16 protein-coding genes are annotated in these 15,328 nt (G+C 59.3%); 12 read left to right on the plus strand and 4 right to left on the minus strand.

The window, feature by feature from the left end; all coding sequences use genetic code 11:
* Positions 1-86 precede the first annotated feature (86 nt).
* Positions 87-833, plus strand: a complete 747-nt coding sequence (locus ERD78_RS10060; protein WP_245152421.1) for a peptidoglycan DD-metalloendopeptidase family protein — start codon at positions 87-89, stop codon at positions 831-833.
* An 86-nt stretch (positions 834-919) separates the two neighbouring features.
* Complete coding sequence (locus tag ERD78_RS10065) at positions 920-1,624, plus strand: RNA polymerase sigma factor (RefSeq protein WP_129969183.1); 705 nt, start codon at positions 920-922, stop codon at positions 1,622-1,624.
* A 24-nt stretch (positions 1,625-1,648) separates the two neighbouring features.
* On the opposite strand, the gene ERD78_RS10070 is transcribed toward ERD78_RS10065, so the two are convergent.
* On the minus strand, positions 1,649-2,218 hold the full coding sequence (locus ERD78_RS10070; RefSeq protein WP_245152422.1) for a plastocyanin/azurin family copper-binding protein: 570 nt from the start codon (positions 2,216-2,218) through the stop codon (positions 1,649-1,651).
* A complete protein-coding gene (locus tag ERD78_RS10075) occupies positions 2,215-2,652 on the minus strand; it encodes a DUF5602 domain-containing protein (RefSeq protein WP_167668905.1) in 438 nt (145 codons plus the stop codon). Before ERD78_RS10075 ends, ERD78_RS10070 begins: the two co-directional genes overlap by 4 nt.
* Before the next feature lie 261 nt (positions 2,653-2,913).
* On the opposite strand from ERD78_RS10075, the gene ERD78_RS10080 reads away from it, so the two are divergent.
* The 10 genes from ERD78_RS10080 to ERD78_RS10125 all read left to right on the plus strand — a co-directional run bounded on the left by ERD78_RS10080 (position 2,914) and on the right by ERD78_RS10125 (position 13,235).
* Positions 2,914-4,608, plus strand: a complete 1,695-nt coding sequence (locus ERD78_RS10080) for a thiamine pyrophosphate-binding protein (protein ID WP_129969184.1) — start codon at positions 2,914-2,916, stop codon at positions 4,606-4,608.
* Entirely contained in the window at positions 4,609-5,508 is a 900-nt protein-coding gene (locus tag ERD78_RS10085; RefSeq protein ID WP_129969185.1) for a VOC family protein, read from the plus strand.
* Positions 5,509-5,541: 33 nt separating this feature from the next.
* On the plus strand, positions 5,542-6,642 hold the full coding sequence (locus tag ERD78_RS10090; protein WP_129969186.1) for an ABC transporter substrate-binding protein: 1,101 nt from the start codon (positions 5,542-5,544) through the stop codon (positions 6,640-6,642).
* A gap of 10 nt (positions 6,643-6,652) precedes the next feature.
* Positions 6,653-7,507, plus strand: a complete 855-nt coding sequence (locus tag ERD78_RS10095) for an ABC transporter ATP-binding protein (protein ID WP_129969187.1) — start codon at positions 6,653-6,655, stop codon at positions 7,505-7,507.
* Between the two features lie 23 nt (positions 7,508-7,530).
* Complete coding sequence (locus tag ERD78_RS10100) at positions 7,531-8,301, plus strand: ABC transporter permease (RefSeq protein ID WP_245152423.1); 771 nt, start codon at positions 7,531-7,533, stop codon at positions 8,299-8,301.
* 23 nt (positions 8,302-8,324) lie between these two features.
* Positions 8,325-9,410: a M14 family metallopeptidase gene (locus ERD78_RS10105; protein ID WP_129969189.1), complete on the plus strand. Its 1,086-nt coding sequence runs from the start codon at positions 8,325-8,327 to the stop codon at positions 9,408-9,410.
* Complete coding sequence (locus ERD78_RS10110) at positions 9,407-10,930, plus strand: class I adenylate-forming enzyme family protein (protein ID WP_371734587.1); 1,524 nt, start codon at positions 9,407-9,409, stop codon at positions 10,928-10,930. The genes ERD78_RS10105 and ERD78_RS10110 overlap by 4 nt, the downstream gene beginning before the upstream one ends.
* A gap of 53 nt (positions 10,931-10,983) precedes the next feature.
* Entirely contained in the window at positions 10,984-11,991 is a 1,008-nt protein-coding gene (locus ERD78_RS10115; RefSeq protein ID WP_129969190.1) for a quinone oxidoreductase family protein, read from the plus strand.
* On the plus strand, positions 11,988-12,404 hold the full coding sequence (locus tag ERD78_RS10120) for a PaaI family thioesterase (RefSeq protein ID WP_129969191.1): 417 nt from the start codon (positions 11,988-11,990) through the stop codon (positions 12,402-12,404). Before ERD78_RS10115 ends, ERD78_RS10120 begins: the two co-directional genes overlap by 4 nt.
* Before the next feature lie 129 nt (positions 12,405-12,533).
* Entirely contained in the window at positions 12,534-13,235 is a 702-nt protein-coding gene (locus ERD78_RS10125; protein ID WP_129969192.1) for a GntR family transcriptional regulator, read from the plus strand.
* A gap of 24 nt (positions 13,236-13,259) precedes the next feature.
* Here the strand turns inward: ERD78_RS10125 and ERD78_RS10130 are convergent, their stop codons facing one another.
* Both ERD78_RS10130 and ERD78_RS10135 read right to left on the minus strand, forming a co-directional pair.
* The gene (locus ERD78_RS10130; protein WP_129969193.1) at positions 13,260-14,255 is read right to left on the minus strand and encodes an NAD(P)-dependent oxidoreductase; all 996 of its coding nucleotides are present in this window, start codon (positions 14,253-14,255) and stop codon (positions 13,260-13,262) included.
* An 8-nt stretch (positions 14,256-14,263) separates the two neighbouring features.
* Positions 14,264-15,298 carry a Bug family tripartite tricarboxylate transporter substrate binding protein gene (locus ERD78_RS10135; protein ID WP_371734586.1) on the minus strand — a complete coding sequence of 345 codons (1,035 nt, stop codon included), beginning with the start codon at positions 15,296-15,298 and terminating at the stop codon, positions 14,264-14,266.
* Positions 15,299-15,328: the final 30 nt, after the last annotated feature.

Raw genomic sequence — 15,328 nt, forward strand, 5'->3', positions numbered from 1 at the left:
GTTGTTATATGTATATGTAATTTCCGCCTGTATGCGAGCCCTCGCCGCCGCCTGCGCAGTGCTCGAAATCCTGCTACCCTTGCACCATGATGTCCGGCCCGAACTCCGTCTGTACCGTATCTTTTTCAGTCATTCCCGGCCCCGTCGCCGCGCTGGCGCACCGCACAACGCGACTCACATGGCTATTGTTGCTTGGCGCCATGCTCTGCCTGCTGGCGGCCTGCGGCACCACGCAAAAGGTGGGGCCCGGATACTACCGCGTACAGTCCGGCGACACGCTAACTCAGATCGCGCGCGAACATGGCCAGACAGTGCATTCGCTGATGCGCATGAACGACATTCGCAACGCCAACGTGCTGCGGGTGGGCCAGGTCCTGAAGGTGGGCACAGGCGGCGCTTCTGCCACCTCGAGCAGCAGCAGCACCAGTACAAGCGCACCCTCCCCCGTCCTGCCTCGCCCCGCCAACGCCATCGACATGATCTGGCCGGCGGACGGCAGCGTGGATGCCCGGGCAAAGAAGCCCAGTCCGCACGGAATCGTCATTACCAACCGCGCCGGCACCCCCATCAAGGCCGTCGCCGACGGCAAGGTCGTCTACGCAGGAGACGCCTTGCGCGGGTACGGCAATCTGGTCATCGTGGATCACGCATCCGGATTCCTGACCGTGTACGCGCATAACCAGTCTCTCGACGTCAAGGAGGGGCAGCGTGTCAAGCAAGGCCAGAGGATCGCAGCCATGGGCAGCAGCGCAAGCAATCAGGTTGGGCTGTACTTCGAGGTCCGCTACCAGGGCAAGGCGGTGGATGCGCTGCGCTATTTGCCCAGGCGCTAGGCAACCGGCACGACAAGGCCTGAAACGCAAGCACGGCCGGCGGCATCTAATGCATGTGGAAATGAGCAACATGTGGAGTCATGTATATGCATGCGGTAGCCCCCGAGTCTCGCCGAGCGGACGAATGCGAATATGAACTGGTCCGGCAGGTCGCCGCTGGCGACGCGCATGCCTTCGAAACCATGATGCGCCGATACAACCAGCGCCTGTACCGCGCGGCCCGCAGCATTCTCAAGAACGATGCCGACGCGCAGGAAGCCGTACAGGAAGCGTATTGGAAGGCCTACTGCAACATGGGGCAGTTTCGCGCCCAGGCGCGCCTGTCCACCTGGCTGACGCGCATCGCCGTCAACGAGGCCTTGATGCGGCTGCGGCAAAAGACGCGCCAGGAAGCCCTCCTGGCCAATATGGCCAGGGACGTCGTGAACAGGAGCGAAGACCTCATGCAAACGCCCGAACGTGCCCAGGACGCGCCCGATGCCCAGCTCTGGCGCTCGGAATTGCGGCACCTTATCGAACACCACATCGATGCGCTACCCGCCGGATATCGCAGCGTGTTTCTGCTGCGTGCAGTGGAGGACATGTCGACGCTCGAAGTTGCGCAAGCCCTGGACATGCCTGAAGCCACCGTGCGGACCCGCTTCTTCCGGGCCAGAGGCCTGCTGCAGGCGGCGCTGGGCAAAGAGATCGAGCTGCGCAGCAGGGAGGCTTTCTCTTTCGACGGCCTCCGTTGCGACGCCATTGTGCACAATGTGCTTGCACGGCTGGCCGCAAGCCGGCATGGGCACTGAAACTAAAGCCTGCACCCGCTGGTTTCAGTCCACCCGCCCTTCCTCAAGGATGCGGGCCACATCCACGAAAGCATCGCGCGCCGCCCTGGGCAATTGCGCATCGTTTGCGTTGCGCTGGGCCCGGGCCCCGGAATCGGGCGCCTGCACAACGATGCGCCCGACCATGCCCGCATGCTCATGGGGCTTGCAGAAGTAATCGTAGACGCCGGGCACACGGAATGTATACGAGAACGACTGCCCCGGCATCAGGTAATCCGAGTCCCAGGCAAGCGCACCGTGCGGAATCCGCAGCGGCTTGCCATTGTCCGGATGGTAGGCAGTGGCGGTATGGACGTTCCCTGTATCGCGATTGACCCACCGGACCGTCTGCCCAAGCGGCACGAGCAGGCCACGGGGCCGAAACCACACTTCGGCCCCATTGGCGGTGCCGGCCATGTCGATGTCAATGGCATCGGCCGCCAGGGCCAAGCGCTGGCCCGCCAACGCAGCCAAAGCGCACAGCCCGCCACCTTGCAGGAGAAGGCGGCGACGCAAGCTGGTCGGTACAACCCGACGCGCTGCCATGCCGGGCACGTTGTCTGGGCGGGTCGTCATTTTGCCACCCTGGCCTCTTCGTCAACCGGCACATGCCACAGCACCACATGAATATGCGGTTCCTCCACGCCCGGGTGGCCTGCGTTGTAAACCACGTCAACATGATCCACCGCGCCGCCCGGGGACGCCAGGTTATCGAGATCCATGCCTGGCTTCATTTCTGAAAGAGGCAGCATATAGATCGTGCTGACGAGTTTGCCCTTGCGATCGTAAGCAAGAAAGGGGCCGGCCGGCAGTGTTGCCGGATCGACAAACAACTGGCCCATGCCCGGTATGAAGTCGGGCAGTTTGACCAGTGCGCTTACAGCCTTGTATGGCGCGGCCGGCGGCGCCTTGGCCGCTGTTGCCGCGTGGGCGCCATCGTGGGCGTCCGCCATCAATGGGCTCAGTGCAAGCGCCGCGGCTGCGGCGAATGGAAGAACGAGTCTGCGCATGGCTTATATCTCCAATAGAAAAGAAAAACATCATCGATTTCTACCCATTGGATGACGGGCATGCCGTAACTGTTTCAGTGCGGCACGGCAAATATATGGGGTTATCCCCAGGAATTGCCCTCTTGTATCGCATGCAATATTGCATGTATCTTTGTATACATTGAATAAGCCCGATCCGGAACGGCATCCGGCGGGCCTTCAACACCTCGGGGACCGCACGCTCGACTTCGCGTGGACATTACTACTGGACAAGGACGGGAAATGACAAAACTGAATGGCGCCGAAGCCGTTGTGCGCATGCTGCAACTTAACGGTGTCAAACACATTTTCGGGTTGTGCGGCGACACCAGCCTGCCTTTCTACGATGCGCTGGCCAGGCTGGACCACGGCATGGATCATGTGCTGGCTCGGGACGAGCGCAGCGCGGCCTATATGGCGGACGCCTATGCCCGCGTAACGGGAAAGGTGGGCGTGTGCGAGGGTCCGAGCGGCGGCGGCGCAACCTATCTGCTTCCCGGACTGGTGGAAGCCAATGAATCATCCATCGCGGTGCTTGGCATCACCTCTGATGTCTCAGTGGGTTCGCGCGGAAAATACCCGCTGACGGAACTGGATCAGCAAAGCCTCTATCGCCCGCTGACCAAATGGAACGCAACCATAGACAGGGCGGACCAGATTCCCGGCGTATTCCGGGCTGCCTTTCGCGCCATGACAACCGGGCGGCCGGGAACGGCGCACATATGCCTGCCCCACGATGTACAGCAGCACGAGGTCAACGAAAAAGATGTCTGGGCTCAGCCCGGTCACGACAGATTTCCCGCCATGCGGTCCGCGCCGGATCCCGCCGACGTCTCCCGCGCGGCACAACGGCTGGTGGCCGCTCGATCTCCGGTCATTGTGTGCGGCGGCGGCGTCGTCATCGCCGGCGCCTGCGATGCGCTGGGAGAATTAGCCGAAACACTGCGTGCGCCCGTCTGCACCACAGTCAGCGGCCAGGGCAGTCTCGCGGATACCCACCCGTTGAACGCCGGCGTGGTCGGTTCGAACGGCGGCATCATAGCCACCCGGGACGTGATCGCCGGCGCGGACCTGGTATTGTTTATTGGCTGCCGGGCGGGCTCCACTTCGACAGAACACTGGCGTTTTCCTTCAGCCGACATCACCATCCTGCATATCGATTCCGACCCCATGGTCGTCGGCGCAAATTACTGCACCGAGGTGGGCATGGTGGGCGATGCTTTGCTGGCGCTGCAATCGCTGGTGACAGAAGTAAAGGAACGCATTGCGGACCGCCCGGCTGATGCGGCCGACGGCGCCAGGATCGCCGCTCAGGCGCGCAGCCTGAAGCTGGCCGCACTCGAACCGCTTGCAGCGTCAAGCGAGGCGCCGATCAAACCCGAGCGCGTGGTCGATGCGCTCAATCGCCTGCTGCCTGACAATGCCGTCGTGGTGGCCGACCCCGGCACGCCCTGCCCTTATTTTTCGGCCTATTTCAGCCAGTCGCGCTCAGGTCGGTATTTCATTACCAACCGCGCACATGGCGCTCTGGGTTTTTCAATGTCCGCGGGCATAGGCGCCGCCTTCGGCAGGCCCGACACACGGGTTGTTTCGGTAATGGGCGACGGCAGCTTCGGCTTTACAGCGGGCGAACTCGAGACCATCGTGCGCCGCAAGGTGCCGCTGCTGATGATTGTGCTGTCGAACAGCGTTTTCGGATGGATCAAGGCCAGCCAGAAGGCCGGCTACGACAAGCGCTACTTCTCGGTGGACTTCGGCCGCACCGATCATGCCAAAGTAGCCGAGGCCTATGGCGTACGTGCCTGGCGCGTCGAAGATCCCGCACAGCTGGATGCGGTGCTGAAAGCGGCCATCGAATACGGCGGCCCCGCGCTGGTGGATATCATCACGCAACCGCTGCAGGACGCGGCCGCGCCCGTCAGCCAGTGGATGGGCTAAATGACAATGCTCCCCGCATCCGCGCGACCCGGGATCACCGGCCTGGATCACATCGGCCTTTATGTGCAGTCTCTGGACGACAGTGCCGAACAGTTCGCGCGCCTGGGGTTCCTATTGACGCCATTGTCGCAGCATTCAAGCGCGGAAGCCGGAACGGGTGAAGTCATTCTGCGCGGCACGGCCAACCGCTGCGCGATGCTGGCGGATGGCTATATCGAACTTGTAGGCATCGTTGACCCGGCACGCGATCTTCGCGACGTAGCCAATGGGCTCAAACGCTATGAAGGCATGCACATCATGGCATACGGTGTGGATGATCCATCGCAGGCCATGACTCACATGAGGCGTAATGGCTTCACGCCGCGTTTGGGCGATCTCAGGCGCCATGTCGACACACCTGAAGGCCAGCGCACTGCGCGCTTCACACAGGTGCGAGTGCCGCGCGACGAGATGCCTGATGGCCTCGTTATGTGCTTGCGGCAAGAGACGCCCGAGCTGCTATGGCAACCCCGCTACCTGACTCATCCCAACGGCGCCATTGCACTGGAGGCAGTGGTCTTGGCCGTGGAAAATATTGCCGAAACCGCATCACGCTACAAGCGCTATTTCGGCACACGGCCGACACCGATTCCTGGTGGCTTGCGATTCCAACTGCCACAGGGTTCGCTGCAGTTATTGGAACCCTCGGCAATCGCCCGAGAGTTCAACCAGATTGCGCCGCCGCTGTTGCCGTTCCCTGCTGCCGCCATTGTTTCAGTCGCCTCCCTGGCTAAAACGGAATCATTGCTGGTGAGCAATCGCGTCGAATACGAAAAGAGACGGGATGCGCTGCACATTCCGCCACGCAGCGCCGGCAATATGGGACTCATATTCAAAGCGAAAACAAATGGGCATGACTGACAAGCGAAATGCCCCCATAAAGGAGGAAGCACCATGCATTACACAAAATCCCGGAGCCATCGCGGCAAGAAGCTAGTTGCCGCCCTGATCGGCGCGGCGCTAGTCAGCGCAGCCGGCATAAGCCAAGCTGCGGACATGGAGAAAGTATCATTCGCCTACCCAACGAACATCTCCTTGTCCAACGCCCCGACTTTGATGGCGGTGGGAATGGGTTATTTCAAGGAGGCAGGCCTGGATGTAAGCATCAACTTCTTCCAGGGCTCAGCGGTCATGCTGCCGCAGATTGCGCAAAAGCATGTCACCTTTGGCTGGATCACACCCGACCCGCTGGTTGTGTCGCTTCAACCGAAGCGGGACCCTCTGCCCGTCAAAATGTTCTATAACGGCATTTATCTTTCTCCCTTTGAAATTGTGGTGCCGGCCGACAGCCCGCTTCAGTCACTCAAGGACCTCAAAGGCAAGAAGATTGGTGTAGGCGCGATGTCATGGGGAAATGTGCTCGTCACCGAGACCATGCTGAAGGATCTGGGTTACACACAGCAAAAGGACTACACCCTGGTTCCGGTCGGTGTTGGACCAACGGCATTTCGAGCCCTTCAGGATGGCAGCATTGATGCACTGAATCTGTTCGATACGTTCCACACGCAAATGGAAAACCGGGGAGCCAAACTCAGAAGGCTGCCATTCGAGAAAAAATACAGGGAACTATTCTCCAGTGGCCTGATTGCACACAATGACACCTTGAAGGAAAGGCCTGATTTGGTGGTTGCCTTTGGCAAAGCGGCCACAAAAGGCGTCATTGCATGCAACGCAAATCCCGTTGCCTGCGTCAAGAACTTCTGGAAGCTGTATCCCAACACCAAGCCCGCACAAGGAACGGAGCAGGAAAAACTTGACGATGCGGTCAAGGTTCTGCAGGTTCGCCTCAAAACCATGATTCCTCCAGAAGGCTTGAAGGAAATGGGCTACTACACAGAAGAAGCATGGAAGCACTATGCCGAGTTGCTACACGCGGGCGGCCAGCTTCCCACTGCAGATGTTCCCGTCCAGACGCTCTACACCAACGATTTCGTCAAATCCATTAACGACTTCGATGCCGATGCGGTTGTCGCAGCAGCCAAGTCTAAGGAATAGGACATACGCTATGGCGGCCATATTGGATGGAGAAAATTTATCCGCGGCAACACAGAGTATCGACCCGGGGCCTGTGCCGTCTTCACCGGCCGCCTCCACGCCTTTGCTGGAGGCGGATGCGCTGAGTGTCGTGTACAAGACAAGCAACGGCCCGATCACTGCCATGCAAGACGTATCCCTGCGTCTGGGCAGCAGTGACTTCGTATCGGTGGTTGGGCCCTCCGGCTGCGGCAAATCAACACTCATCAAGGTTTTCAGCGGCCTTCTGAAACCCACCAAGGGCTCGGTGCGCCTGGGTGGTACATCCGTGGATCAGCCACGAGGGGATGTTGGCATTGTCTTCCAACAGCCCACTCTACTACCCTGGAAAAACGTACTGGACAATGTACTAGTACCCGTACGCGCACTGGGCATGGACGTACCGGCATATAAAAAGAAGGCCATGGACCTGCTGCGCCTGGTGGGTCTCGAAAAATATGCCAGCCATTACCCTAACGAACTGTCAGGCGGCATGCAGCAACGCGTGGGCATCGCAAGGGGGCTTATCCATGATCCTTCACTGCTGCTGATGGATGAGCCCTTTTCCGCCCTGGACACCATGACGCGCGACCACATGAGCATCGAACTGCAGCGCATCTGGATGGCCACCCGAAAATCCGCATTGTTCATTACTCATAGTATTCCGGAAGCGGTATTTCTCTCCGACCGCATCCTGGTGATGTCCGCGCATCCGGGCACCATCGTTCGTGAAATTTCGGTGAACCTGCCTCGGCCACGCACGGTGGAAACATTGGCTGCGCCGGAATTCAATGAACTGTGTGCGGAGCTGCGCGCATTGTTCTCCCAACTGGTGCAGTTCAACTGAGCGGGGCCATCATGCAAGAGATCATGAAAACCATACTCTATCCCGCCCTCACCGCGCTGGCGCTGATCGCGGCATGGATAGCCAGCATCGAGGTGTTCAATGTTCCCAATTACCTCGTGCCTGAACCTGGCGCAGTGTTGCATGCGCTCAAGGTTGGATATATCGATGGCCAATACTGGCCGCATTTCTTCTTCACCTTGAAGAGTGCGGTGATCGGCTATGTAATGGGTTGCGGCCTGGCGATCGTTATCGGCACGATGGTTGCGGAGTCCCGTACCTTCGAACGCTTTTTATATCCCTATATTGTTGCCCTGCAGTCGACGCCCAAGATTGCCATCGCTCCCCTCATCCTTGTCTGGTTTGGCTTCGGGATTGAATCCAAAGTCGTCATGGTTGCCCTGATGAGCTTCTTTCCCATGTTCATCAATACCATGGTGGGGATACGCCAGACAAATGCATCCATGCTGAACCTGATGCAAGTATTCTCAGCCAGCCGTACGCATATCTTCTTCAATGTAAAGCTGCCAGCGGCTGCTGGGCATATTTTCGCAGGATTGCAAATATCGGTGGTGCTGGGGTTGATTGGCGCCGTGGTCTCGGAATTCGTATCGTCCACGCAGGGCTTGGGCTACATGATACAGGCCGCCTCCGTCAACATGGACGTTGCCACAATGTTCGCCTGCCTGCTAAGCCTGGTAGCCATAGGCCTGTCAGGAACCCAGCTGATCCGTTACCTGCATCGAAAGCTGGTGTTCTGGGACGAAACGCACAACGCCATGGGCCAGACCGAGTAAACCTGCGCCTTCAAGGATAACTCATGGAATTTCACGATTGCTATGCATTGACCTACCCCAGCGCTCGCGAGAAGTTTCGCGCGGCCGCTCAGGCTGCGGGCGCTGCGTTATATACCTACTCCGGGAATGCAAATAGCGACAAGCTGGCGACAGACGTCGCCTATTTCGGGAACATGAATGCGCAGCGGCGGCTCGTCGCTGTCAGCGGCACACACGGCCTTGAAGGCTTTTGCGGCTCGGCTGTCCAGATTGCCTGGATGAAGAGCGGCGGTCCGGCTCTGCTGGATGACAACACCGCCGTCGTCATGATCCACGCGATCAACCCGTGGGGGTTTGCAAACTTGAGCCGAACCACCGAGAACAATGTCGACCTGAACCGTAATTTCATAGATTTCTCCAAGCCCTTGCCCGCCAATCCTGGCTATCACCAACTTCATGCCCGCCTGCTGCCGGCCGAATGGTCAACCGAAGGTATGCGCAATGCCCAGGCGGCTATGGATGAATATGAATCCACCCATGGGCGCGACGCGCTGTTCGACTGTCTTGCGCGTGGTCAGTACGATTACGCCGATGGACTGAACTACGGGGGCGCGCAGCGGGAATGGCCTAATCTAATTCTTGAACAGATTGTTGAAGAGCATCTCGCCGGAGCATGCAAAGTTGGCTTCATAGACTGGCATACCGGCATCGGGGAATACGGAGAGCCCTTCTTCCTATGTTTTCATGATTCCGAAAGTCCGCTGCGCCAGCAGGCCGTACGCTGGTGGGGCGCAGAACGCATAGAAGGCGCTCAGCCTCACGGCAGGGCTCGACCCAACTACCAAGGACTGCTCTGCTTCGGCCTGCAGCAGTTTCTTGGCGATACGCCGCTATGCGGCGCCGTGATCGAGTTCGGAACGCGCGGATGGCATATGCGACGCATTCTGCGCCTCGATTTATGGCTGAAGTTTCATGCCAGCGGCAGCCAGGAACGCATAGACATGCATAGGGCAGATCTGCTTGATGCCTTCTGCCCGGTCGATGAAATATGGCGTGGCAGCACCATACGCTATGGGCAGCAGTTTATGAACGAAGCCGTCGCAGGCCTGGCGAGCTGGGAGGACGCGTGATGATCGCCTCCGGCAATCTGGGCATGCTGTGCTCATCCACGGCCGACGACAGCAAGACTGCCATCATAGACCTGAGCAGAGAATCCGCTGTTCAGTATTACACCTATGGTGCTCTTCGCCAGCGCATCGAGAATCATGCTCGCGGCATTGCGCGCCATGGACTGGATCGTGGCTCCCGCATAGCAATACTGGCGGCCAATAGTGCGGACTTCCTCGCTGCTTACTTCGGCATCATGTGCGCAGGCATGGTAGCCGTACCCGTGAACTACCGGCTGCCTCCCGCAACGATCGCGTACATTCTTCGAGACTGCGGTGCAGCGCTCGTCATGACAGACGCGGCGCGCCGCGGCATGTGTCCGGACGGCGTGCCCGTTGTCCCGCTGGATACTGACATGCCAGACCCGCCCATACCCGCCGGCGACGGCATCGCCGCATCCGTAGCCGATAATGACCCTGCCGTTATCATCTACACATCCGGCTCCACAGGCCGTCCCAAGGGCGTCGTGTTAAGTCATTCAGCCTATCTGTGGACGATCAGGCTGCGCACCCAGGCTGCACAGTATGCAACCGAACGCTTTCTTGTAGCGGCACCGCTCTATCACATGAATGCCTTGAACACCGTTAAGCTTGCCTTGGCCGGGCATGCCACATTGGTGCTCATGCCCAGATTCTCTGCGGCGGATTACGTGCAGGCGATCTTCAACTATCAATGCACATGGCTGACAGCCATTCCCACCATGATTGCCATGATCGACAGGCAACTGGTTGCCGATCTCCCTGGCGCCTTGACCAGTGTGCGTACAGTCAGGCTCGGTTCCGAGCCGCTCACGCAGCGTATTCTTGATCACGCGCATGGCCTGTTTCCGGCCGCTCGTATTAGTAATGGTTACGGTACCACCGAGATCGGTTCAGTCGTGTTCGGCACACACCCCGACAGCCTGCCCACTCCCGAGCTGTCTCTGGGCTATCCGCACCCGGCAGTCAGCATACGCCTTGCAAATGGCGCGAACCTGGATGCAGACGAAGGCGTGCTGCAGGTAAAGTCACCCGCAATGATGGAGGGCTACCTGGGACTGCCAGAACAGACAGCGGCAGCCACCACAGAAGACGGATACTACATCACGCGCGATGTCATGCGCCGCGATCATCATGGCTTTTACTACTTCGTTGGCCGCAGCGACGATATGTTCGTATGCGGGGGCGAGAACATTTATCCTGGAGACGTGGAGCGGCTGCTACTGACGCATCCGGATGTATTGCAGGCTTGCGTGGTGCCCTTGCCCGATCCGCTGAAGGGCTTCAAACCAGTCGCGCTGGTGGTCAAGCATTCAGGCGCAGACCTGAACGAACAGCAATTAAAGCAGTATGCCCTGGCGCACGGGCCTGCTTATCAGCACCCTCGTTCGGTGCACTTTGTGGAACATCTGCCTATCAGCGGAACCGAGAAAATCGATCGTAAGGCATCCATGGCGCTAGCCGCACAACTGAGCAGTGCCCCGTCGGCGCACCAAGTCCGATAAAACAGCGGACGTTTTTATACGTACCAGCCCAAGCAAAGGAGCAAGAAAGTCAGATGAAAGCCATAGTCATATCCGGTCACGGAGGGCCAGAGGTATTGCAGTATGAGAGCCACTTCCCCGATCCAAAGCCTGGGGAGGGGGACGTCATTATTAGAGTGACAGCCACCTCCATCAACTATCACGATGTTTTCACACGCCGTGGCATGCCCGGCATCAAGCTCTCCTTCCCAATTATCATGGGACTGGATGTGGCGGGCGAGATTGTAGAGGTCGGTCCCGGTGTGCAAGGATGGCAGATCGGCGATCGCGTCCTGGTCGATCCGATAAACCGTCAAGAGGGCGGCCTCATGGGAGAAACCATGCACGGTGGTCTGGCGGAGTACTGTCGTGCTCGCGCGCATCAGCTCATACGCATACCCGACAATGTCAGCGACGAACAGGCTGCCTGCCTGCCTGTTGCATTCGGCACTGCATATCGCATGATGGCCACGATAGGCAAAGTCTCCCAGGGAGAAAAAGTACTGGTGCTCGGCGCCAGCGGCGGAGTCGGCGTGGGATGCGTCTTACTGGCAAAGATTGCAGGTGCAGCAGTGGTGGCCTGTGCCAGCAGCGAATCTAAAATCCAGAGACTGCGGGAGCTCGGTGCGGACCATGTCATCAATTACGCTCAGGAGGATTTCGCCAAGGCAATCTATCAGCTGTATGGGAAACCTCATCGGCGCAGCTTCGAAGGTGGCGTGGATGTGGCCGTGAACTTTACGGGCGGCGATACGTGGGTCAAATCCATGCGTACGCTGCGCCGCGGCGGGCGGGTACTGACCTGCGGCGCAACGGCGGGCTACGATCCTCAGACAGACCTTCGCTTCATCTGGACTTTTGAACTCAATATCATGGGCTCCAACGGTTGGATGCGGGAAGATCTCGACGCACTGCTCAATCTCGTCGCCGAAGGGAAAATGCAGGTTCCGGTGGACAGGGTATTGCCGCTGTCCGAGGCGGGCGAAGCGCTGCGGCTTATCGAAGACCGTGAGGTTATGGGCAAAGTGGTGGTGAAGCCATGACGACACCTATGAGCATGGAGGCCATGCAAGAGCGCCTCGACAAATCGCCTTTCAACAGTTTTCTCGGGCTCAAGGTTGTTTCCGCCGATCACGAAAAACAGGTGATAGCCATGGAGATGGCTTTGCGGCCAGAATTCGAGCGCACGGCGGACAGTGGGCAGTTCCATGGCGGTATCATTTCCGCCGCCATAGATGCGGTAGGTCAGTATGTAGCCATGATGATGGTGGGCAAGCCACTTGCAACCATCAATTTTCGTACGGATTATCTGCGGCCCGCCATCAATACACGCTTGCACGCAACAGGGCGCGTGTGTCGGCTGGGCAAGACAATCTGCGTATCCGATGTAGAAATACACGACGACGCAGGAAAGCTCGTCGCCATTGGCCGCGCCAATTATGCAACGCCGGCATAGTCACGACGCTTTTTCTGCAATATCCGGCTGCCGCGTTAAACTGCGGCAGCCAATGTTGGCCAGCAAGGAATCATCCCCGCGCTGACGTAGCTTCATTCTCATGCACAACTTAAATATGGTTTCAGCTCCATGACACGGCCTGCGAGAGTTCCTGCCGCTTCGGTTCCCGCCAAACGGCGCAGCACCTCGTCTCAGGTTTTTGAGAAGCTCAGGGACATGGTCATTCTGTATGAGATCAAGCCTGGGGAGCGGCTTAACGAGGTGGCACTTGCGGAAAAGCTGGGGGTCAGCCGGACCCCCGTCAGGGATGCGCTGCATCTGCTGGCGCGTGACGGCTTTCTTGAGGAGTCGGGACGCGGCTATATCAGACGGCCGCTCAACCTGAAGGAGATGCTGGACGTCTATGAAGCGCGCGAAGCAATCGAAGTGGAATGCCTGAAGCTGGCGTCGCAACGGGCCACGCCGGAGCAGATTGCCGAGATCGAGGCATTTCTCGCCGAAAGCCGTACCGTTCCTGAAAACTATCCCGTACTGGATCTGGTCAGCCTCGACGAGAAATTCCACGATATGCTTGCGCAACTGTCCGGCAACAATGAGCTGCGCCGCATCCTGAACGAACTGAACGGGCGAATACGGTTTGTGCGCTGGATCAACATGGAACAGATCGGCCGCGGCAAGACCCAGGCCGAGCACGCGGCCATCTTGCAGGCGCTGCGCGACAAGGACGCGGATGCCGCTGAAGCGTGTATGCGCAGCCATATCTCGCAGCGCACGGCACAGATCAAGGAATCCATCACCGAGGGCCTGGCGCGCATCTTCCTGAGAGATTGACTGCTGCCCGCTCAATGACCAGCGTCAGGAGCACTGCGACCGGCCTGCCGCCGCCCGTTCGCGCTGCAGCCTGTGCGCCAGCTTTTCCAGAAAGATATCCAGCACACGCTGGTAGTTTCCCGCCGCATGACCGGCGGAGTGCGGCGTGATCATGACATCCTCTCTGTCCCAGAGCGGCGAATTCGCCGGCAGGGGCTCTTGTTCGAAAACGTCGAGAAAGGCGCCTGCCAAGTGGCCGCCATCCAATGCTGCGATCAAATCCCGCTCGACCAGGATTTCTCCTCGCCCGACATTGACGACATGGGCCCCGGCGGGCAGGGCGGCCAGCATATGGGCATCCACCAACCGGTTGGTCGCCGGCGCCAACGGGCACGCGATAATCAGCCAGTGAGCCTCGCGCAGGATGGATGCCATGTCCGCATAGGTGGTTGTGGCCGCCGCCTGCGCGACGGGCACACCGCTATGACGAGCCACGACAATCCGCACGCCCAGCGCCGACAGCAAGGCGCCAATGCCCTGTCCTATCGGCCCCCATCCCACAATGGCTGCCGTCTGGCCAGGCAGGTCGGGCGGCATGTCGCCCACCGCCAGTGAACGCCACTCATGGCGTGCCTGGCGCCGCATCATCTGTGGAAAGCGTCGCGCCAGCGCCAGCACCGCCCCCACCGCCGTATGCGCCACGACCTGCGCGTTGGCACCGGAAGAGGCCGTCACCGCCACGCCACGCGCCTGCAGTTCTCCAAAAATCGGCCTGTCCAAGCCCGCAGAGTGCGTGTGCACCCACTGCAGCCCGCCTGCTGCACGGAGCACATCATAAAAACGCGCCAGCGCCTCGGAATGCACATACTTCGTCGACGTGCCTGTGATATCCCGGCTGACCAATGCCATGCGTATTTGCGATAGCACATGATCATCCGCCTGCCCGAACGTCACCAGGCGCACATCGTCGCCACCCGGTATTTCCGACAGGCGAGCGCGCAGCAGATCCGCCGCCTGGCTTGTCACAAGAATTGATGTCATCGACGGAGCTATTGCTGTGACTTGACCGCGCCCGACTCAATCAGCACCGCCTTCCAGCGGTCATGCTCCTCTTGTATGAAATGCTTGAACTGCTCCGAGCTGCCTGGCACCGGATCCGCACCCTGCTGCACCATCTGCTTGGACACTTCGGGGATCTGGATGATGCGGTTCACGCTGTCATGCAGTTTCTTTACAACCGCTTCCGGCGTCCCTTTGGGCGCAAACAGACCAAACCACGATCCTGCACGAAAACCCTTGAAGCCCGCCTCGTCCATGGTGGGCACGTCGGGCAGCGAGCGCGAACGGTGGGGGCTTGAAACCGCCAGAGGCTTGAGCCGGCCGGCCTCGATCAATGAATGAACAGAAGGGATTGTGGCGAACATGAACTGCACCCTGCCCGCCAGCAAGTCATTGAGGGCTTCCGCACCTTTGTAGGGAATATGCGTAATCTTCAGATCCTGCATCTTCCCCATCATGTAGCCAGACAAATGGGAGGATGTGCCCACGCCTGTGGAACTGAAGTTATACTTGCCTGGGTTGGCCTTGATGTTCTTTACCAGCTCATGAATGTCCTTGACCTTCAGATGCTCGGGAGCGACCACCAATACATTGGGCACATCCGCGACTTGGGCGATGGCAACGAGGTCGGTCAGCGGATCATAGGGCAGATCATGAAGTGTCGGGTTGATGGCAATGGGCCCGACAGAATCCACGATCAGCGTATAGCCATCGGGCTTGGCGTTCACCACATACCCAGTGCCGATGTTGCCACCCGCACCCGGCTTGTTTTCCACCACGAAAGATTGTCCGAACTCCTTGCTCATGTGGTCGGCGACCAGCCGGGCAAGAATATCCGTCGTACCGCCGGCCGAGAACGCCACGACTACCCTCACCGGCTTGCTGGGATAGTCGTCCGCCGCATTGGCGGTGGCCGCAGTCGCGCCAAGACAGGCGGATGCCAGGGCGGCGGCCGCCGCCAAGCGCCCCGCGGCGCCGACGATCCCAGCCCGGCAGCGCATGTTCAATGGATTTCTTCCTTGCATGTTTGTCTCCCGTATTGAATTATTGTGAAG

This window comes from Allopusillimonas soli (assembly GCF_004153445.1).
In the GTDB taxonomy this organism is placed as follows: Bacteria; Pseudomonadota; Gammaproteobacteria; order Burkholderiales; family Burkholderiaceae_B; genus Allopusillimonas; species Allopusillimonas soli.

Excerpts from the sequence above, each read along its gene's own strand:
- ERD78_RS10060 (WP_245152421.1), top strand. The coding sequence starts at position 87 with ATGATGTCCGGCCCGAACTCCGTCTGTACCGTATCTTTTTCAGTCATT.
- ERD78_RS10065 (WP_129969183.1), top strand. The coding sequence starts at position 920 with ATGCATGCGGTAGCCCCCGAGTCTCGCCGAGCGGACGAATGCGAATAT.
- ERD78_RS10070 (WP_245152422.1), bottom strand. The coding sequence starts at position 2,218 with ATGACGACCCGCCCAGACAACGTGCCCGGCATGGCAGCGCGTCGGGTT.
- ERD78_RS10075 (WP_167668905.1), bottom strand. The coding sequence starts at position 2,652 with ATGCGCAGACTCGTTCTTCCATTCGCCGCAGCCGCGGCGCTTGCACTG.
- ERD78_RS10080 (WP_129969184.1), top strand. The coding sequence starts at position 2,914 with ATGACAAAACTGAATGGCGCCGAAGCCGTTGTGCGCATGCTGCAACTT.
- ERD78_RS10085 (WP_129969185.1), top strand. The coding sequence starts at position 4,609 with ATGACAATGCTCCCCGCATCCGCGCGACCCGGGATCACCGGCCTGGAT.
- ERD78_RS10090 (WP_129969186.1), top strand. The coding sequence starts at position 5,542 with ATGCATTACACAAAATCCCGGAGCCATCGCGGCAAGAAGCTAGTTGCC.
- ERD78_RS10095 (WP_129969187.1), top strand. The coding sequence starts at position 6,653 with ATGGCGGCCATATTGGATGGAGAAAATTTATCCGCGGCAACACAGAGT.
- ERD78_RS10100 (WP_245152423.1), top strand. The coding sequence starts at position 7,531 with ATGAAAACCATACTCTATCCCGCCCTCACCGCGCTGGCGCTGATCGCG.
- ERD78_RS10105 (WP_129969189.1), top strand. The coding sequence starts at position 8,325 with ATGGAATTTCACGATTGCTATGCATTGACCTACCCCAGCGCTCGCGAG.
- ERD78_RS10115 (WP_129969190.1), top strand. The coding sequence starts at position 10,984 with ATGAAAGCCATAGTCATATCCGGTCACGGAGGGCCAGAGGTATTGCAG.
- ERD78_RS10120 (WP_129969191.1), top strand. The coding sequence starts at position 11,988 with ATGACGACACCTATGAGCATGGAGGCCATGCAAGAGCGCCTCGACAAA.
- ERD78_RS10125 (WP_129969192.1), top strand. The coding sequence starts at position 12,534 with ATGACACGGCCTGCGAGAGTTCCTGCCGCTTCGGTTCCCGCCAAACGG.
- ERD78_RS10130 (WP_129969193.1), bottom strand. The coding sequence starts at position 14,255 with ATGACATCAATTCTTGTGACAAGCCAGGCGGCGGATCTGCTGCGCGCT.
- ERD78_RS10135 (WP_371734586.1), bottom strand. The coding sequence starts at position 15,298 with ATGCAAGGAAGAAATCCATTGAACATGCGCTGCCGGGCTGGGATCGTC.